Source organism: Diaminobutyricimonas aerilata (genome assembly GCF_002797715.1).
In the GTDB taxonomy this organism is placed as follows: Bacteria; Actinomycetota; Actinomycetes; order Actinomycetales; family Microbacteriaceae; genus Diaminobutyricimonas; species Diaminobutyricimonas aerilata.
In genome coordinates, this window is the sequence record NZ_PGFF01000001.1 from 1,904,077 (window position 1) to 1,922,828 (window position 18,752).

15 protein-coding genes are annotated in these 18,752 nt (G+C 71.7%); 2 read left to right on the top strand and 13 right to left on the bottom strand.

All coding sequences use genetic code 11. The features are described 5' to 3' along the window. Positions 1-51: 51 nt before the first annotated feature. Genes CLV46_RS09170 through pyrR form a run of 12 tightly spaced genes read right to left on the bottom strand, consistent with a single transcriptional unit; the run spans position 52 to position 14,201 of the window. Positions 52-2,001, bottom strand: coding sequence for a primosomal protein N' family DNA-binding protein (locus tag CLV46_RS09170; protein ID WP_100365981.1), 1,950 nt, complete (start codon positions 1,999-2,001; stop codon positions 52-54). 2 nt (positions 2,002-2,003) lie between these two features. After that, positions 2,004-3,203 (bottom strand): methionine adenosyltransferase, encoded by a 1,200-nt coding sequence (metK, locus tag CLV46_RS09175; protein ID WP_100364491.1) that lies wholly within the window; start codon positions 3,201-3,203, stop codon positions 2,004-2,006. Positions 3,204-3,236: 33 nt separating this feature from the next. Continuing rightward, the gene (coaBC, locus tag CLV46_RS09180; RefSeq protein WP_245866675.1) at positions 3,237-4,433 is read right to left on the bottom strand and encodes a bifunctional phosphopantothenoylcysteine decarboxylase/phosphopantothenate--cysteine ligase CoaBC; all 1,197 of its coding nucleotides are present in this window, start codon (positions 4,431-4,433) and stop codon (positions 3,237-3,239) included. Positions 4,434-4,451: 18 nt separating this feature from the next. Then, positions 4,452-4,709 carry a DNA-directed RNA polymerase subunit omega gene (rpoZ, locus tag CLV46_RS09185; RefSeq protein ID WP_100364492.1) on the bottom strand — a complete coding sequence of 86 codons (258 nt, stop codon included), beginning with the start codon at positions 4,707-4,709 and terminating at the stop codon, positions 4,452-4,454. Between the two features lie 35 nt (positions 4,710-4,744). Further along, positions 4,745-5,647: a guanylate kinase gene (gene gmk, locus CLV46_RS09190; RefSeq protein ID WP_100364493.1), complete on the bottom strand. Its 903-nt coding sequence runs from the start codon at positions 5,645-5,647 to the stop codon at positions 4,745-4,747. After that, on the bottom strand, positions 5,635-6,462 hold the full coding sequence (gene pyrF, locus CLV46_RS09195) for an orotidine-5'-phosphate decarboxylase (protein ID WP_100364494.1): 828 nt from the start codon (positions 6,460-6,462) through the stop codon (positions 5,635-5,637). Before pyrF ends, gmk begins: the two co-directional genes overlap by 13 nt. Further along, positions 6,459-9,752 (bottom strand): carbamoyl-phosphate synthase large subunit, encoded by a 3,294-nt coding sequence (carB, locus tag CLV46_RS09200; protein WP_100364495.1) that lies wholly within the window; start codon positions 9,750-9,752, stop codon positions 6,459-6,461. Before carB ends, pyrF begins: the two co-directional genes overlap by 4 nt. Beyond that, a complete protein-coding gene (gene carA / locus CLV46_RS09205; RefSeq protein WP_100364496.1) occupies positions 9,752-10,933 on the bottom strand; it encodes a glutamine-hydrolyzing carbamoyl-phosphate synthase small subunit in 1,182 nt (393 codons plus the stop codon). The genes carB and carA overlap by 1 nt, the downstream gene beginning before the upstream one ends. Continuing rightward, positions 10,930-11,430, bottom strand: coding sequence for a PH-like domain-containing protein (locus CLV46_RS09210; RefSeq protein ID WP_100364497.1), 501 nt, complete (start codon positions 11,428-11,430; stop codon positions 10,930-10,932). The genes carA and CLV46_RS09210 overlap by 4 nt, the downstream gene beginning before the upstream one ends. After that, positions 11,423-12,730: a dihydroorotase gene (locus CLV46_RS09215; protein ID WP_100364498.1), complete on the bottom strand. Its 1,308-nt coding sequence runs from the start codon at positions 12,728-12,730 to the stop codon at positions 11,423-11,425. The genes CLV46_RS09210 and CLV46_RS09215 overlap by 8 nt, the downstream gene beginning before the upstream one ends. After that, positions 12,727-13,674 (bottom strand): aspartate carbamoyltransferase catalytic subunit, encoded by a 948-nt coding sequence (locus tag CLV46_RS09220; RefSeq protein ID WP_100364499.1) that lies wholly within the window; start codon positions 13,672-13,674, stop codon positions 12,727-12,729. The genes CLV46_RS09215 and CLV46_RS09220 overlap by 4 nt, the downstream gene beginning before the upstream one ends. Continuing rightward, entirely contained in the window at positions 13,671-14,201 is a 531-nt protein-coding gene (gene pyrR, locus CLV46_RS09225; protein WP_100364500.1) for a bifunctional pyr operon transcriptional regulator/uracil phosphoribosyltransferase PyrR, read from the bottom strand. Before pyrR ends, CLV46_RS09220 begins: the two co-directional genes overlap by 4 nt. A gap of 95 nt (positions 14,202-14,296) precedes the next feature. Between pyrR and CLV46_RS09230 the strand changes: the two genes are divergently transcribed. Both CLV46_RS09230 and CLV46_RS09235 read left to right on the top strand, forming a co-directional pair. Then, positions 14,297-15,613, top strand: a complete 1,317-nt coding sequence (locus tag CLV46_RS09230) for a GNAT family N-acetyltransferase (RefSeq protein ID WP_157802280.1) — start codon at positions 14,297-14,299, stop codon at positions 15,611-15,613. A gap of 105 nt (positions 15,614-15,718) precedes the next feature. Beyond that, positions 15,719-17,560, top strand: coding sequence for a choice-of-anchor I family protein (locus tag CLV46_RS09235; RefSeq protein ID WP_245866678.1), 1,842 nt, complete (start codon positions 15,719-15,721; stop codon positions 17,558-17,560). Positions 17,561-17,954: 394 nt separating this feature from the next. Here the strand turns inward: CLV46_RS09235 and CLV46_RS09240 are convergent, their stop codons facing one another. Further along, positions 17,955-18,698, bottom strand: a complete 744-nt coding sequence (locus CLV46_RS09240; RefSeq protein WP_245866681.1) for a GAP family protein — start codon at positions 18,696-18,698, stop codon at positions 17,955-17,957. Positions 18,699-18,752 lie beyond the last annotated feature (54 nt).

An 18,752-nucleotide genomic window follows, 5' to 3' on the forward strand; every position in this document is an offset into this window, starting at 1 on the left:
GCATCCTCCGATTCTCCCAGACCCGGTGCGGGTCGACCGGCGGGACGGTCGTCAGTCGAAAGGCTCGGGGTCGTCGAAGCGCACGCGGAGGGCGGGAGCGGCTCCCGCCGCGCGGCGGGCGAGCGCGGCGCGCCGGGCGGTCGCGGCGCGGATGACCTCGGCACGCAGGGCGGATGCGACGGCGGGGCCGTGCGCGTAGTCGAAGCGCACGATCGCCCGGACGCCGCCCTCCACGTCGACCGGGCCGAGCACGTCGATCACCGAGTCGCGCACCGGTTCGAGCGCCTTCGACACGGCGTCGACCTGCCCGGTGACCGTCGCGGTGCGGATCGCGGGCGGGAAGCGCAGCCGTCGACGGTCGGCGAGCTCCTGCCGCGCGTAGTCCGCCTGCCGCCAGGTGGCGAGCGCGCTCGCGAGGGCGCCGGCGACGCCGACGAGTACGACGGGCGCACCGGGAGCGGCGAGGGCGGCGGCATCCGACCACCAGCGCAGGCAGTCCTCCCCTACCCGCAGGCTCTCGCGGGCGACCATGCGCTCGCCGTCGAGCAGCAGCACCGCCCGGTAGCCGCCGTCGGCGATCGGCTCGGCACCCCGCGTGGCGATCACGAGCGCCGGCTTGTCCGGCACCGTCAGCCGCTGGTGCTCGCCGTCGGCGACGAGCACCTTCGCGCCGGGGAACGCGCGCCCGAGGTCCTCCGCGGTCCGCACGCTGCCGGCGCCGACCCGGCGGAACTTCGCGCCCTCGCAGTGCGGGCAGCGCCATGCCGCCGCGAGGGCGCCGCACCACGCGCACGACGGGGTCGCGGTGGCGCTCTTCGTCGTGAGCGGACCGTCGCAGCGACGGCAGCGCGCCTGTTCCCCGCAATCGGCGCACACGAGATGGGTGGCGTAGCCGGGACGGGCGACCTGCACGAGCACCGGACCGCTGTCGAGGCCTTCGCGGGCGGACCGCCAGGCCGAGGAGGGGATGCGCGCTTGCGCGGCGAGGCGGTCGTCCGGGGCCTGCAGTGCGGTGAGCACAACGCGCGGACTCTCGATGCGCTCCGGCGAGACGCTCGTCAGCCAGCCGAGCTGCACGAGGCGTTCGGCCTCGGAGCTGCGCGTGTGACCGGCGAGCACGAGCGCGGCACCCTGCTGCTCCTGGCGCAGCAGCGCGGCATCGCGGGCGTGCACGTAGGGGGCGAGCTGCTCGGCGAACAGCGGGTCGCCGTCGTCCCACAGGGCGATGAGCCCGAGCCGGCGGGCCGGGGCGTAGACGACGGACCGGTTGCCGACGATCACGAGCGGCTCGTCGCCGAGGCAGCGCAGGAACTTGCCGTAGCGCTCGGCGTCGGGCTGTCGCGCGTCGAGATGCACGATGCGCTCGGGGGGCAGCACCTCCGCGAGCGCGCCGAGCACCTGGTTCTGGTCACGGTGGTCGGGCACGGCGAGGATCGCGCTCGTGCCGCGGGCGAGCGCGTGGGTCGCGAGGGCGGCGAACGTGGTCGCCCAGCGCCCCACCCACCCCGTGGAGACGCGGGCGAGGCGCGGCACGGCGTCGAGGGCGACCCGCCCGCCCGACTCGATCGCCTCGACGAGCTCGGCGCGATACCCGGCCGGATCGACCGGGCTGACGGGGGGCGCCGGGGCGGGCGGGGCGGCGAGCCACGCCTTCTCGACGCGCACGTACCGCCGCGGGACGGCGAGACGCACGACGTCGCTCGCCGAGCCCGCCGCACGATCGGCGACCTTGCGTGCGAGCGTCCACACCTCGGGGGTGAGCACCGGCACGGGCGACACCACGGACTCGAGGAGACTCAGCTCACCCGTGTAGTCGACGCTGTCGGTGAGCTCGACGATCCAACCGTCGGCGACGCGTCCCGCCGATCGCAGCGGCACCCGCACCCGCACGCCGGGCTGCGCGTCGGCGGCGAGCTCCGGCGGGATGCGGTAGTCGAAGAGGCGGTCGAGCTGAGGCAGCGGCGAGTCGATCAGCACCCGGGCGATGGATGCCGACGCCACGGTCACAGCCCGGCGGCGGAGCGCAGCGCGTCGACGCGGTCGAGCCGCTCCCAGGTGAAGTCGGGCAGCTCGCGGCCGAAGTGGCCGTACGCGGCCGTCGCGGAGTAGATGGGTCGCAGCAGGTCGAGGTCGCGGATGATCGCGGCCGGCCGCAGGTCGAAGACCTCGCGGATCGCGTCGACCAGCCGGCTCTCGTCGACGTGGGCGGTGCCGAAGGTCTCGACGTAGAGACCGACCGGCGAGGCGGCCCCGATCGCGTAGGCGACCTGCACCTCGAGCTTGTCGGCGAGGCCCGCCGCGACCGCGTTCTTCGCCACCCAGCGCATCGCGTAGGCGGCGGAGCGGTCGACCTTCGACGGGTCCTTGCCGCTGAACGCGCCGCCGCCGTGGCGCGCGGCACCGCCGTAGGTGTCGACGATGATCTTGCGTCCGGTGAGACCCGCGTCGCCCTGCGGGCCGCCGATCTCGAACCGACCGGTGGGGTTGATGAGCACCTTCGGCGCGCTCGCGTCGAGGTCGACCCGCTCGAGCGTCGGCCGGATGACGAGATCCATGACCTCGGCCCGCAACTGCTCGGTGGACACGTGCGGGGCGTGCTGCGTCGAGAGCACGACCGTCTCGACCGTGCGGGGCACGTCGCCCTCGTAGCCGATGGTGACCTGGGTCTTGCCGTCGGGGCGCAGGTAGTCGAGCATCCCGGTCTTGCGCACCTCGGTGAGGCGTTCGGCGAGCCGGTGGGCGAGCCACGGGGCGAGCGGCATGAGCTGCGGCGTCTCGCGCGTCGCGAAACCGAACATGATGCCCTGGTCGCCGGCGCCCTGCCGGTCGATCGCGTCGTCGCTCGAGAGCTCCCGCGCCTCGTAGGCCGCGTCGACGCCCTGGGCGATGTCGGGCGACTGGCCGCCGATCGAGACCGAGACGCCGCAGGACCGACCGTCGAACCCGGCGTCGGAGGACAGGTACCCGATGTGGGCGATGCGGTCGCGGACGATCGACGGGATCTCGACGTATCCGGAGGTCGTCACCTCACCCGCGACGTGCACGAGACCGGTCGTGACGAGGGTCTCGACGGCGACGCGGGCGTGCGGGTCGACCGTCAGGAGCGCGTCGAGGATGCTGTCGGAGATCTGGTCGCAGATCTTGTCGGGATGCCCCTCGGTGACCGATTCGGAGGTGAACAGGCGCAGCGGAGAGGAGGACATGCAGGACCGTTTCGCAGGATGGAGCGGAGGACTTCAGCGGAGGATGTCGAGGATACGGGTGGCCACCGACGCCTTGGAGCCGTCGGCCTCGGCCACTATATCCCCGGCCCGATCGAGCACCACGACGGTGTTGCGCTCGGTGCCGAAACCCTGATTCCAGCCCACGGTGTTGAGGACGAGGAAGTCGCTGCCCTTGCGCGCGAGCTTCGCGCGACCGAGTTCGAGCAGCCGTTCCCGGTCGCCTTCGGTCTCGGCGGCGAACCCGATCACGACCTGGCCGTCGCGACGCGCGACGACGAGCGAGCGCAGGATGTCGGGGTTGCGCACGAGGCGCAGCACGAGCTCGTCGCCCTGCTCGTCCTTCTTGATCTTGCGTTCGGCGACGGCGTCGGGCCGGTAGTCGGCGACCGCCGCGGCCATGACGATGACGTCGGCGTCCGCCGCCTCGGCGAGCATGGTGCGCTGCAGCTCGTCGGCCGAGCTGACGTGAACGACGCGACCGCCGTTCGGCGCGGCGACCTCGAGGTTCGCGGCGACGAGCACGACGTCGGCGCCGCGTGCGGCGGCGGCGCGGGCGATCTCGACGCCCTGGCGACCGCTCGAGCGGTTGCCGATGTAGCGCACCGGGTCGAGCGGCTCGCGGGTGCCGCCGGCGCTCACGAGCACTCGGCGCCCGACGAGGTCGCGCGGACCGACCGCGGCGTGCACGGCGGCGACGATCTCCTCGGGTTCGGCCATCCGGCCCGGTCCCGCGTCGGCGCCGGTGAGCTGCCCGCTGTTCGGTCCGACGATGACGACGCCGCGTTCGCGCAGCAGACGGACGTTCTCGACCGTGGCCGGGTTCTGCCACATCTCGGTGTGCATCGCCGGCGCGACGACGAGCGGTGCCCTGCTCGCGAGCACGGTCGTGCCGAGCAGGTCGTCGGAGAGCCCGTGCGCGAGACGCGCGAGCGTCGATGCGGTCGCCGGGGCGATCACGATGACGTCGGCGCGCTGGCCGAGCGCGACATGCCGCACCTCGGCGACCCCGTCGAAGAGGTCGGTCGTGACCGGGTTGCGGCTGATCGCCTCGAGCGTCGGCTTGCCGATGAAGCGCAGGGCCGACTCGGTGGGCACGACGTGCACGTCATGCCCCTCGAGCACGAGCGAACGTGCGACACCGACGGCCTTGTAGGCGGCGATGCCGCCGCTCATGCCGACGACGACGTTCAGCGGTTGCGGAGCGCTCATGTCGGCGGGGGCCGCGGACTACTCGGCGGCCGGCTTGAGCTCGAGCTTGTTCTCGTTGATCTCGTGCAGCGCGACCGAGAGCGGCTTGTCGTCGATCGTCGAGTCGACGAGGGGTCCGACGTTGTCGAAGAGCGAGCCCTCGTGCAGGTCGGCGTAGTAGTCGTTGATCTGGCGGGCGCGCTTCGACGCGAAGATGACGAGCGCGTACTTCGACTCGACCTTCGCGAGCAGCTCGTCGATGGGCGGGTCGATGATGCCGGACTGCTTCTCGGCCATGGGGGGCTCCCTCGTGTGAATTCGGCGTGCGGATTTCAGCGCTTGGCGCTGGGCACTGCCAACAATTCTACGACCTCGGCCGCCGCATCCCCTACATCGGTGTTGACGACGCGCACATCGAACTCGTTCTGGGCCGCCAGCTCGACCTTCGCGGTCTCGAGTCGACGGGCCTGTTCGGCCGGCGATTCGGTGCCGCGGCCGATGAGCCGACGCACCAGCTCCTCCCACGTCGGGGGCAGCAGGAACACCAGGAGCGCCTCGGGCATCGCCCGGCGCACGGAACGCGCGCCCTGCAGGTCGATCTCGAGCAGCACGCTGCGTCCTTCGGCGAGGGCCGCGTCGATCGGGGCGCGCAGGGTGCCGTAGCGGTGCGAGTTGTGCACGACCGCCCACTCGAGGAACTCCCCCGCCTCGATGCGGCGGTCGAACTCGTCGTCGCTGAGGAAGTAGTAGTGCACCCCGTCGATCTCGCCCGGACGCGGGGCCCGGGTCGTCGCCGACACGCTCAGCAGCACGTCGGGGTAGTTCTCGCGGATGTACTGCGAGACGGTGCCCTTGCCGACCGCCGTGGGGCCGGCGAGCACGACGAGGCGCGATGCGGGACGGCCCCGGTTCTCCCGCTCGACGAGGAACGCCCGCAGCCGGGAGCGCTGGCGCTGTCCGAGACCGCCGACCCGCTTGCTCTGCGCGATGCCGAGCCGCTCCATGACGCGATCGGTGCGGGTGGGGCCGAGGGTCGGCACGCTCGTGAGCAGTTCACGTACCCGGAGGGTGGCCGCCGCGGGCGACTCCCCCGACCACGCGGACTCGGCGATCGCGAGCGCGGTGGTCTCGCGCTGCGCGATCCGGCGCTTGAGTTCGGCGCGCGCGCGACGGGCGGCGACGGCCGCTCGCGACGCGGCGACACGATCCACCTCGGGCGGGGTCAGGCCAGACACGACAGCACCTCCTCGCGCGCCGCGTCGATCGCCGGCGCGACACCATCCGGTCCATCGTCGAGCAGACCGCGCGATGACGCCACCAGCACATTCCGCGCGGCGCTGCCGAACAGGTCGGGCAGGTCCCGGATGCGCGCACCCTGAGCGCCGAATCCGGGGGCGAGCACCGGCAGGCGGGCGAGGTCGTCGGTGTCGATGCCGTAGTCGGCGAGTCGCACGGTCGCGCCGATGACGACCCCCTCGGAGCCGAGTTCCGCATCCGTCGCGAGCCCGGCCACGATCGCAGCCGCGACGGTCTCGCCGTCGGCGGCCCGCACGGAGGTCTGCGTGTCGAAGGCCTCGGGGTTCGAGGTGGCGGCGAGCACGAAGAGACCCTTCCCGTGCTGGGCCGCGAGCCGCCGCATCGGGTCGAGCGACCCGAGCCCGAGGTACGGATTCACCGTGAGCGCGTCGGACTCGAGCGGGGAACCCGGGGTGAGCCAGGCCTGCCCGTACGCCTCGCCGGTCGTGCCGATGTCGCCGCGCTTGGCGTCGGCGATCACGAGCAGCCCGGCGGTCCGCGCCCGATCGAGCACGTGCTCCAGCGCCGCGTAGCCCGCTGATCCGTGCCGTTCGAAGAACGCCACCTGGGGTTTCACGACGCCGGCGCGACCGGCGGCCGCCTCGACGACGCGCACACCGAATTCGCGCAACCCGACCGCGTCGTCCGGAAGGCCCCAGGACTCGAGAAGGTACGGATGCGGGTCGATGCCGACGCAGACCGGGCCGGCCGCATCCACGGCCGCCCTCAGTCGGGATCCGAAGGGTGCCGTCACGCGCGCGCCTGGCGATCCGCCGCGTAGTCCTGCAGGCTCCGCACGTCGAAGCCTTCGCGCACCGCGTCGAACGAGGCGACGGCGGCGCTCAGCTGGGCGATCGTCGTGAACAGCGGCTTGTCGGCGGCGACCGTGGCGGTGCGGATCTCGAACCCGTCGGCGCGCGCGCTGCGCCCGCTGGGGGTGTTGATCACGACGTCGACCCGCCCGTCGTTGATGAGCTCGACGATCGAGGGGTCCTCGGCGTCGACCTGCTGGCCCTGGAAGTACTTGCGCACGACGCCCGCCTCGATGCCGTTACGGGCGAGCACCTCGGCGGTGCCCTCGGTCGCGAGGATCTCGAACCCGAGCTGCTGCAGGCGCAGCACGGGCAGCACGATCGCCCGCTTGTCGCGGTCGGCGACGGAGACGAACACCGTGCCGCTCTGCGGGAGCCCGCCGTACGCGGCCTCCTGGCTCTTCGCGAACGCGCGCGGGAAGTTCCGGTCGATGCCCATGACCTCGCCGGTCGAGCGCATCTCGGGGCCGAGCACCGAGTCGACGACCTGGCCCTCCTTGGTGCGGAACCGCTTGAACGGCAGCACGGCCTCCTTGACCGCGACGGGCGCGTCGGCCGGGACGCGGGAGCCGTCCTGGGCGGGCAGGAGCCCGTCCTCGACGAGCCCGCGGATGTCGCGGCCGACCATGAGCAGCGACGCCGCCTTCGCGAGCGGGATGCCGAGCGCCTTGGACACGAACGGCACCGTGCGGGATGCGCGCGGGTTCGCCTCGAGCACGTAGAGCACGCCGGCGCCGATCGCGAACTGCACGTTGATGAGTCCGCGCACGCCGATGCCGCGGGCGATCGCCTCGGTGGCGTCGCGCACCTGGTCGATGACGTCGCGGCCGAGCGTGACCGGCGGGAGCGTGCAGGCGGAGTCACCCGAGTGCACGCCCGCCTCCTCGATGTGCTCCATGACGCCGCCGACGTAGAGCTCGGTGCCGTCGTAGAGCGCGTCGACGTCGATCTCGATCGCGTCGTCGAGGAAGCGGTCGACCAGCAGCGGCTGGTCCGGGCCGATGATCGCCTGGTCCTTGACGCGGTCGAAGTAGTCCAGCAGCGAGTCTCCGTCGTAGACGATCTCCATGCCGCGGCCGCCGAGCACGAAGCTCGGCCGCACGAGCACCGGGTATCCGATCGCATCCGCGACCTTCACGGCCGACGGCGCACCCGTCGCCGTGCCGTTGCGCGGCGCGACGAGACCGGCCTCCATGAGGATGCTCGAGAAGAGCCCGCGCTCCTCGGCGAGGTCGATGGCGCTCGGCGAGGTTCCGAGCACCGGGACGCCCGCCGCCTCGAGTCCGGACGCGAGGCCCAGGGCGGTCTGCCCGCCGAGCTGCACGATGACGCCGACGAGCTCGCCGGACTGGGACTCGGCGTGGAGGACCTCGAGCACGTCCTCGAGGGTGAGCGGCTCGAAGTAGAGCCGGTCGCTCGTGTCGTAGTCGGTGGACACCGTCTCCGGGTTGCAGTTGATCATGATCGTCTCGAACCCGGCGTCGCGCAGGGCGAACGAGGCGTGCACGCAGCTGTAGTCGAACTCGATGCCCTGGCCGATGCGGTTCGGACCCGATCCGAGGATGACGACCTTGCGACGATCGCTCGGCGCCACCTCGGTCTCGACGTCGTAGCTGGAGTAGTGGTACGGGGTCAGGGCGGGGAACTCCCCGGCGCAGGTGTCGACCGTCTTGAACACCGGCCGCACGCCCATCTCGTAGCGGATCATGCGCACCGCCGACTCCGGCAGCCCGAGGATCTCGCCGATCTGCGCGTCGCTGAACCCGTGGTCCTTCGCGAGCTCGAGGGTCTCCTGGTCGAGCGCGGGCGACTCGCCGATGCGGGCGGCCACCTCGTTGATGAGCACGATCTGGTCGAGGAACCACGGGTCGATGCCGGTCGCCTCGTGGGCCTCCTGCACGGTGGCCCCGGCGCGCAGCGCCTGCTGCACGGTGACGATGCGGCCGTCGGTGGGCACGGCGGCGAGAGCGAGCAGTTCGTCCTTGTCGCCGACGCGACCCCGCCAGTGGAACGAGGATCCGCGCTTCTCGAGCGACCGCAGCGCCTTCTGCAGGGCGGTCGTGTAGTTGCGGCCGATCGCCATGGCCTCGCCGACCGACTTCATGGTCGTCGTGAGCGTGGTGTCCGCGGCGGGGAACTTCTCGAACGCGAAGCGCGGCACCTTCACCACGACGTAGTCGAGGGTCGGCTCGAACGACGCAGGGGTCACCTTGGTGATGTCGTTCGGGATCTCGTCGAGCCGGTAGCCGATCGCGAGCTTCGCGGCGATCTTCGCGATCGGGAAGCCGGTCGCCTTCGACGCGAGGGCGCTCGAGCGCGACACCCGCGGGTTCATCTCGATGACGATGATGCGCCCGTTCGTCGGGTCGACGGCGAATTGGATGTTGCAGCCACCGGTGTCGACGCCCACCCGGCGGATGATGTCGATGCCGATGTCGCGGAGCTTCTGGTACTCGCGGTCGGTGAGGGTGAGCGCCGGCGCGACGGTGATCGAGTCGCCTGTGTGCACGCCGACCGGGTCGACGTTCTCGATCGAGCAGACCACGACCGTGTTGTCGGCCGTGTCGCGCATGAGCTCGAGCTCGTACTCCTTCCAGCCGAGGATCGACTCCTCGAGCAGCACTTCGGAGGTCGGGCTCTGCTGGATGCCGTCGCCGGCGATGCGGCGCAGGTCCTCGGGCGTGTACGCGAAACCGGAGCCGAGGCCGCCCATCGTGAAGCTCGGCCGCACGACGAGCGGGTAGCCGAGGTCCTCGGCGAACTCGAGCGCCTCCTCGACGGTGTGCGCGATGTGGCTGCGCGCGACATCCGCGCCCGCCTCGAGCACGAGCTCCTTGAACTGCTGACGGTCTTCGCCGCGCTGGATCGCCTCGAACTTCGCGCCGATCAGCTCGACGCCGTGACGCTCGAGGATGCCGCGCTCGTGCAGCTGCATGGCCGCGTTGAGCGCCGTCTGACCACCGAGGGTGGGCAGCACCGCATCCGGGCGCTCCTTCTCGATGATCTTCTCGATGACCTCGGGGGTGATCGGCTCGATGTACGTCGCGTCGGCGAAGTCGGGGTCGGTCATGATCGTCGCCGGGTTGGAGTTGACGAGGATGACCCGCACGCCCTCCGCCCGCAGCACGCGGCACGCCTGGGTGCCGGAGTAGTCGAACTCGGCCGCCTGGCCGATGACGATCGGTCCGGAACCGATGACCAGGACGCTCTGGATGTCGTCGCGCTTGGGCATCAGGCGTTCTCCTCGGGGTTCTCGGCGGGGGTGGTGGGCTGCTCGTCGCGCTGCCGTCGGCGCTCGAGGACGAGGTCGCGGAAGCGGTCGAACAGGTAGTTGCTGTCGTGCGGCCCCGAGGCGGCCTCGGGGTGGTACTGCACGCTGAAGGCGGGGATGTCGAGGGCACGCAGTCCCTCGACGACCTGGTCGTTGAGGCTGAAGTGGCTCACCTCGACCCGGCCGAAGCCGGCGGGCGACTCGATGACGTCGTCGATCGGCGCCTCGACGGCGAAGCCGTGGTTCTGGCTCGTGATCTCGACGCGACCGGTGGCCTTGTCGAGCACCGGCTGGTTGATGCCGCGATGCCCGAAGGGCAGCTTGTAGGTGCCGAAGCCGAGGGCGCGCCCGAAGAGCTGGTTGCCGAAGCAGATGCCGAAGAACGGCAGCTCGTCGCGCAGGATGCCCTGCAGCAGTTCGACGTGGGCGTCGGAGGCGCCGGGGTCGCCGGGACCGTTCGAGTAGAACGCGGCGACCGGATCGATGGCCCGCACGTCGTCGATCGTGGCGCTCTGCGGCAGCACGTGCACCTCGAAGCCGCGCTCGGCGAGGTAGCGCAGGGTGGAGCTCTTGACGCCGAGGTCGAGCACGGCGAGGTTGCCGATCTTCTCCCCGACGGCCGGCACGACGTATCCCTCGAGGGTCGACACCTCCGCCGAGAGGTTGAGGCCGCGCATGTCGGCCGCGGAGCGCACGATCTCGAGCTGCTCGTCGGCGTCGAGAGCCGCCTCCTCGCCCGAGAAGATGCCCGCCCGCATGGCACCGGCGTCGCGGATGCGGCGGGTGAGGGCGCGCGTGTCGATGCCGCTGATGCCGACGATGCCGTTGGCGACGAGGTCGTCGTCGAGGCTGCGCTGGGCGCGGAAGTTCGACACGACGCGGGAGGGGTCGCGCACGACATAGCCGGCGACCCACAGGCGGCGGGACTCGAGGTCCTCGTCGTTCATCCCCGTGTTGCCGATGTGCGGCGCGGTCATCACGACGATCTGCCCGGCGTAGCTCGGGTCGGAGAGGGTCTCCTGGTAGCCGCTCATGCCCGTTGCGAAGACGGCCTCGCCGAGGGTGCGGCCGCGGGCGCCGTAGGCGCGTCCGGTGTAGCGGGTGCCGTCCTCGAGGACGAGGACGGCGGATTCGGTCGTCATGGTGTCTCACTTCCTGATCCGTCGGCCGTGATGCGGTGCACCGCGGCCAGGAGGGCGTCCGGATCATCGACGCGGAGGTAGGTGTCGACGGCGGTGCCGCCGAGGGTCCAGGTGATCACGACGAGGCCGTCGGTCTCGACGGCCCGGTCGATCGTCCAGGTGTCGCGGCGGGCGCCGCGGATGGTGTCGACCGGCACGAACGCATCCCGTTCGCCCGCGATCGCGAGCATCACGCCGCGTTCGGCGACGAGCACTCCGGCACGCGCCCGGTAGCCGACACCCGAGACCGCGATGCGGTCGAGCTTGTCGCCGGCGGTCGTGGTGGCCACGTGCATGCCGTCGCCGGCGTAGAACTCGCTTCCGAGGTCGCGCGGCACCGCGTCGGGGTGCGGGAGTCCCGCCTGTCGCCGTCGTCGCGCGCGCCAGCCGAGGTACATGAGCCCGAGCGCCACGACGAGGATGCCGAGCACGATGAGGGCCGCGGTCGTCTTATCCACGCGCGACCTCCTCGGGCTCGACGAGGGCGCCGTCGCGCACGGTGACGACACCGCCGTGCACCGTCGTCACGACGCGGCCGGGCAGCGATCGCCCGAGGTAGGGGGAGTTGCGGCTCAGGCCGTGCAGATCGTCCGTGTCGATCGCGCGGCGCACGGCCGGGTCGAGGAGCGTGAGGTGCGCGGGAGAGCCGATCTCGAACGGCGCGTCGTAGCCCGCGAGGCGGCCGATCTCGGCCGGCGTGCGCGAGAGCACGCGCGCGACGTCCGCCCAGCCGAGCTGTCCCGTCTCGACGACGGCCTCCTGCACGACCGAGAGCGCGGTCTCGAGGCCGACCATGCCGTTGGCGGCCTCGTCCCACGCGCACTCCTTCGCCTCGGCGGGGTGCGGGGCGTGGTCCGTCGCGACGATGTCGATCGTGCCGTCGGCGAGGGCGGCGCGGAGGGCGTGCACGTCCTCGTCGCGGCGAAGCGGCGGGTTGACCTTGAAGCGCGCGTCGTAGGAGCGCACGAGCTGTTCGGTGAGCAGCAGGTGGTGCGGCGTGACCTCGGCGGTGACCGCGATGCCCCGCGCCTTTGCCCAGCGGACGACGTCCACGGAGCCGGCGGTGGAGACGTGGCAGATGTGCAGTCGCGCGCCGACGTGCTGGGCGAGCAGCACGTCGCGGGCGATGATCGCCTCCTCGGCGACGGCGGGCCACCCGGCCAGGCCGAGTTCGCCGGAGAGCTCGCTCTCGTTCATCTGCGCGCCGATCGTCAACCGCGGCTCCTGCGCGTGCTGCGCGACGACGCCGTCGAAGGTCGACACGTACTCGAGCGCGCGGCGCATGAGCAGCGGGTCGTGCACGCACATGCCGTCGTCGCTGAACACGCGCACGCCGGCGCGGGAGTGCGCCATCGCCCCGATCTCGGCGAGCCGCTCCCCCGCGAGCCCCTCGGTGACCGCACCGATCGGGCGCACGGTGACGTAGCCGTGACGGTCGCCGAGCGACTGCACCTGCTCGACGACGCCGGCGGTGTCGGCGACGGGGCTCGTGTTCGCCATGGCGAACACGGCGGTGAACCCGCCGGCCGCTGCGGCCCGCGAGCCGGTCAGCACCGTCTCGCTCTGCTCGAACCCCGGTTCCCGCAGATGGGTATGCAGATCGACGAGTCCCGGCAGGGCACGCAGGCCGGCGGCGTCGACGACCTCGGCGTCGTGCGCGGAGAGTCCCGACCCGCGTTCGGCGATCACACCGCCGTCGATCAGCAGGTCGGTGGTGGTTCCGTCGGGCAGGGTCGCCTCGCGGATGAGGATGCTCATGCCGTCTCCGTTCCCGCGAGCACGAGGTAGAGCACAGCCATCCGTATCGACACCCCGTTCGCGACCTGTTCCCGGACCGTCGACCTCGGCGAATCGGCCGCGGCGGCACTGATCTCCAGTCCCCTGTTCATCGGACCGGGATGCAGCACCATCGTATCGGCGCCGAGGCGGGCCAGGCGCGCATCGTCGAGACCCCAGAGGCGCGAGTACTCGCGCGCGTTCGGGAAGTAGGCGGCGCGCATCCGCTCGGCCTGGATGCGCAGCATCATGATCGCGTCCGGCACCTCGGCGATCGCGGCGTCGAGGTCGTGCTGCACCCGCACCGGCCAGCCGCGCACGCCGTAGGGCAGGAGCGTCGGCGGGGCGACGAAGGTCACCTCGGCGCCGAGGGTGGTCAGCAGCCATGCGTTGGAGCGGGCGACGCGGGAGTGCAGGATGTCGCCCACGATGACGACGCGCACGCCGTCGAGGTCGCGGCCGCGTGACGCGGCGCCGTGCAGGCGCTTGCGGATCGTGAAGGCGTCGAGCAGCGCCTGGGTCGGGTGCTCGTGCGTGCCGTCGCCCGCGTTGACGACGGCGGCGTCGATCCAGCCGGCGTCGGCGAGCACGCGGGGAGCGCCGGATGCGGAGTGGCGGATGACGACGGCGTCGGCGCCCATCGCCTCGAGGGTCTGCGCCGTGTCTTTCAGGGACTCGCCCTTCGAGACGCTCGAGCCCTTGGCGCTGAAGTTGATGACGTCGGCCGAGAGCCGCTTCGCCGCCGCCTCGAACGAGATGCGGGTGCGGGTGGAGTCCTCGAAGAACAGGTTGACGACCGTGCGGCCACGCAGGGTCGGCAGCTTCTTCACCTCGCGGGTCGCCACCTCGGCCATGTCCTCAGCGACGTCGAGCACACGGACCGCCGTGTCGAGGTCGAGATCCCGGCTGCTGAGCAGGTGCCTCATCCTTCGATCGTCACCTCCTCGGCGCCGTCGACCTCGGTCAGGCGCACGTTGATGCGTTCGGTGACCGCCGACGGCAGGTTCTTGCCCACGAAGTCGGGGCGGATGGGCAGTTCCCGGTGGCCGCGATCGATGAGCGCGGCGAGGCGCACGATCCGCGGGCGTCCGTGGTCCGCGAGGGCGTCGAGGGCGGCGCGGATGGTCCGGCCCGAGTAGAGCACGTCGTCGACGAGAACGACCGTGCGCCCGTCGATGCCGCCGTCGGGGATGCGGGTCGGCGACGGGGCGCGCGTGGGGTTGCGGCCGAGATCGTCGCGGTACATCGTCACATCGAGGGCACCGGACGGCACGGCCGTCCCGGTGAAGCGTTCGACGAGGGCGGCGAGCCGATCGGCGAGGATGACGCCGCGGGTCGGGATGCCCAGCAGGACGAGCGACTCCGGTCCCCGATTGGATTCGAGGATCTCGTGCGCGATCCGGGTCAGAGCCCGGGTGATGTCAGAGTGCTGCAGCACGACGCGTGGCGGCATCCTGACCTCCTTCCCCGCCTCACGGGACGGCCTTAAAGGATGTCGGTCGCTTCACGATACACCCGCTGCCCGCCCCGCTCGGTAGGGTGGCGCGAGTGAGCGATGCACACCTCCACCTGCCCGCCGATCCGACCTCCCGGGAGCGCCTGGCCGCCTTCGGCCTGCGCTACGAGGTGGTCGCGTCGTCCGATCGCGACGCGTACACCGGGTGGTTCCGGGCGGACGCCCGTGGCTTCCACGACGCCGAACCGGCCGCGGAGGTGCTCGCGCAGGAACTCGAGGGACTCGCCTTCCGCCGCACGGTCGGCATCTTCGACGACACGATCGTCGACCGCGGTGCTCCGGTCGCGACGGTGTCGTCGTGGCCGATGCAGCTCACCGTGCCCGGCCGTCGCGACGTGACGGCGTGGGCGATCTCGTCGGTCACCGTCTCGGCGACCCACCGCCGGCGCGGTATCGCCCGCAACATGCTCGAGGGCGAGCTGCGCACCGCCCGAGAACTCGGCATCCCCCTCGCCATGCTCACCGTGAGCGAGGCGACGATCTACGGCCGGTACGGGTTCGGCCCGGCGAACCGGCAGTCCCCGTACGAGGTCGACACGAAGCGTGTCCGCTGGACCGGACCGGTACCCGAGGGCCGCGTGCATTACGTGAACCGTGACGACTTCGTCGAGAACGGACCCGCCGTCGCCGAGCGTCAACGTCTCGACGTGCCCGGCGAGGTCGAACGCTGGCCCATGTGGTGGCGCCGCCGGGCCGGACTCATCGAGCCCGACTCGGAGCAGTCCCGCCGCATCCGCGTCGCCCGCTACGACGACGCGTCGGGCACACCGCAGGGGTTCGCGGTGTTCCACCTCGCCGACATGGACGGGTTCCGCGGCACCGTCGTGGTCGACCACCTGCTCTCAGCGACACGGGACGCCGAAGCCGCCTTGTGGCGGTTCCTGCTCGAGCAGGACCTCGTCGTCAAGGCGACCGCCGACCTCCGCTCCCCCGCCGATCCGCTGCCCTGGTACGTCGACGACGTGCGCGGCGTGCGCAAGACCGACGAGCGCGACCACCTGTGGTTGCGTGTGCTCGATCCGGTGGCGTCTCTCGAGGCGCGCACCTACGCGGCCGCTGGCCGGGTGGCGCTGCGCGTCGCCGACGCGCTCGGCTTCGCCGACGGCACGGTGCTGCTCGAGACGGACGATCGAGGTGCCGCCTCGGCGTCGCGCGTCGCGGAGCCGCCCACGGGCGTGCCGACGCTCGACGTGCCGATCGCCTCGCTCGGATCGCTGCTGCTCGGCGGCGTGACCGCGGAGACGCTCCTCCGCGTGGGCCGCGTGCAGGAGGCGACCCCCGGCGCCGCAGTCGCGACGGACGCGGTGTTCCGCTCTCCGGTGGTGCCGTTCACGAGCATCTGGTTCTAGGCCCGCGCCGCGCGCGCCGCGGCCATCCGTTCACCTCGTGGACACCCGGCGGACACGGGCCGGCCCTAGCGTCCGGGCATCCGTCACCCGAGTCGAGGAATTCCCGTGCGCCGTCGCCCCGTCCTGCCCGCTCTCGCCCTCGTGGCGGCCGCGCCCCTCGCGCTGCTCGCCGCGCAGCCCGCATCCGCCGCCCTCGTCCCCTCGCCGCCCACGGTGTCGGCTGACGACGCGGCGCTCACGCTCGCCCCGATCGGCACCTACGAGAGCGGGGTGTTCGAGGAGGGCGCGGCCGAGATCGTCGCGTACTACGCCGCCGGGCAGCGTCTGCTCGTCGTGAACGCCGTCGCGGGAAGCGTCGAGGTGCTCGACGTCTCCGACCCCACGGCGCCGGTGTCGCTGTTCTCTTACGACATCGCATCCGAGTTCGTCGGCGTCGCCAACTCCGTCGCGGTCCGCGCGGACGGGCTCGCCGCCGTCGCGGTGGAGGCCGCCGTGAAGACGGATCCGGGTCGTGTGGTGTTCTTCGACGCGGCGGGCAACGGCGCTCCGCTCGGGTCGGTCGAGGTCGGAGCGCTGCCCGACATGCTCACGTTCACCCCCGACGGCACGCGCGTGGTCGTCGCCAACGAAGCTGAGCCTGACAAGCTCACCAACACGATCGACCCGCAAGGCACGGTGAGCATCGTCTCCGTGCCGTCCACGGTCTCCGCGCCGGCGCAGGAGGCGGTGCAGACGGTCGACTTCCTGCGCTTCGACCCGCCGACGAGCGCGCCGCTTCCGGAGGGCGTGCGCGTCTACGGCGGTGTGCCCGGCTCGGCCACGCCGATCGCCGACTCGCTCGAGCCGGAGTACATCACCGTCGACTCCTCGAGCAGCCGTGCCTACGTGACGCTGCAGGAGGCGAACGCGATCGCCGAGATCGACCTCGACGCGGCCGAACTGCTCGAGGTGCGTCCGCTCGGATTCAAGGACTGGTCCGCCGACGTCTTCGACGGCAGCGACGAGGACGGCCCGCTCGATGAGAAGGGTGACCCCACCGGACTCATCAACCTCGCCTCCTGGCCGGTGCTCGGCATCTACAGCCCCGACGCCATCGCCTCGTACTCGGCGGGCGGGTCCACCTACCTGGTCACGGCGAACGAGGGCGACGCCCGCGAGTGGGGCGAGAACGCGCCGAACGAATACCTCGAGGAGGAGCGCGTCGAGGACCTCACACTGTGCTCGAACCTCGACCCGGCCCTGCAGACGGACGCCGCGATCGGCCGCCTCAACGTGTCGATCGCGAACGGTTACGACGCCGACCAGGACTGCTACTCGGAGCTGTACACGCTCGGCGGGCGCTCGTTCAGCATCTGGAGCGCCGACGGCACCCAGGTGTTCGACAGCGGCAGCGACTTCGAGCGGATCACCGCCGAGCTGCTGCCGGAGTTCTTCAACTCCGACCACGCCGAGACCGAGTTCGACAGCCGCAGCGACAGCAAGGGTCCCGAGCCGGAGGGGATCACGCTCGGCGAGGTCGGCGGACGCACCTACGCGTTCATCGGACTCGAGCGCATCGGCGGCGTCATGGTCTACGACATCACCTCGCCGACCGAGGCGTCGTTCGTGACCTACGTGAACAACCGCGACTTCGAGGCCGACCTCGAGTCTCCGGAGGCGGGCGACCTCGGACCGGAGGGCCTCACCTTCATCACGGCGGCGGACTCCCCCACCGGGGCGCCCATGCTGGCCGTCGGCAACGAGGTGTCGGGCACGACGACGCTCTACTCGATCACGGCGGCCGCCACCGATCCGGGCACCGTGCCCCCGATCGACCCGAACACGGGCGGTCCCGCCGGCGAACTCGCCGCCACGGGCGCCGAGACCGCGGGCGCCGTCCTCCTCGGAGCCCTCGCCCTCGTGGGCGGACTGGCGCTCCTGCTCGTACGCCGTCGCCGCACCGCCTGACCGCGCCACACCGCGTACTGCATGCACGACGGGGCGGGACCAAACGGTCCCGCCCCGTCGTCGTTGTCGCTGTGCCCGGTCACGTCGGAAACTCAGGAGTATTGACGCACGGCTCTCCAGGGCACTCGCGCCGAGCCCGTCGGAAACTCAGGAACGCAGCCGCAGCCGACGCACCCGCTGCACCCATCCGGAGTGTCGGAAACTCAGGACTTGTCAGCGCCCGCCCGGTGTCGTCCCTTGATCTTCCGCGGGACCACCGCGCGCCGCCGAGCACGACTCCTGAATTTCCGACCGTCAGCGAGCCGGATGCGCGACGACGCCGGCCCCGAAGGCTCCTGAGTTTCCGACATCACGCGAACGGACGGCCGCAGCAGAACTCCTGAGTTTCCGACGGTCAGCGGTCGTCGAGGGTGTCGAGGGTGCCGAGCCACTCGAAGATCTCGAGGTGGCCCGCGGCGTCGCGCAGCAGCAGGAAGCCGACGATGGCGAGGATCCACGCGGTCGTCTCCGCCCCCGTGCGCTCGAGCCACGCGGCGAGGCGCTGCAGCAGGGGCTCGACGACGCGACGGGCGACCAGCCGCAGCACGAGCAGCACGAGGGCCGGCAGCACCATCACGACGCAGTAGGCCGCGAGCAGCAGCAGTCGCGAACCGGTGTCGAGCGGGGCGGACGAGAGCTGGCCGACCGCGGCCAGATACGGCACCATCGTGGCGAGCTCCATGAGGCCCGCCGCGATGGCGATCGAGATGACCGCCGTCGGCCGCCTCCCAGTCATCGCGTGATCGCGCCAGCGGGCGAGGCGTCCGTTGCGGGGTGAGCCGTCGTCGGGCCGGTCCTTCTTCTTCGTCGGCATCGCGATTCCGGTGATGAGCAGAGCGGCGCCGAGCGCGAACTGGATGCCGTAGGCGGTCGGGGTGTCGAGCCAGTCGCCGAAGGTCGTCAGCACCGTCGTCGCTCCGAGCGTGAGCGCGATGCCGACGACGAAGTAGAACCCGGAGATCGCGGCGAGGTAGACGAGCATCCGGCCGGACCGGAGGCGCGGGGCGATGAGGAAGAACACCGGGATGAGCAGGGTGCCGATGCTCAGGCTGTCGACGAGCGCCAGAGCGCCGAGGGTCGCGAGGAGTTCGAGAGTCACTGCTCCAGCATTCGCGGCGCCGCAGCCGAGCGCGTCCGCCGAAGGAGCACACCC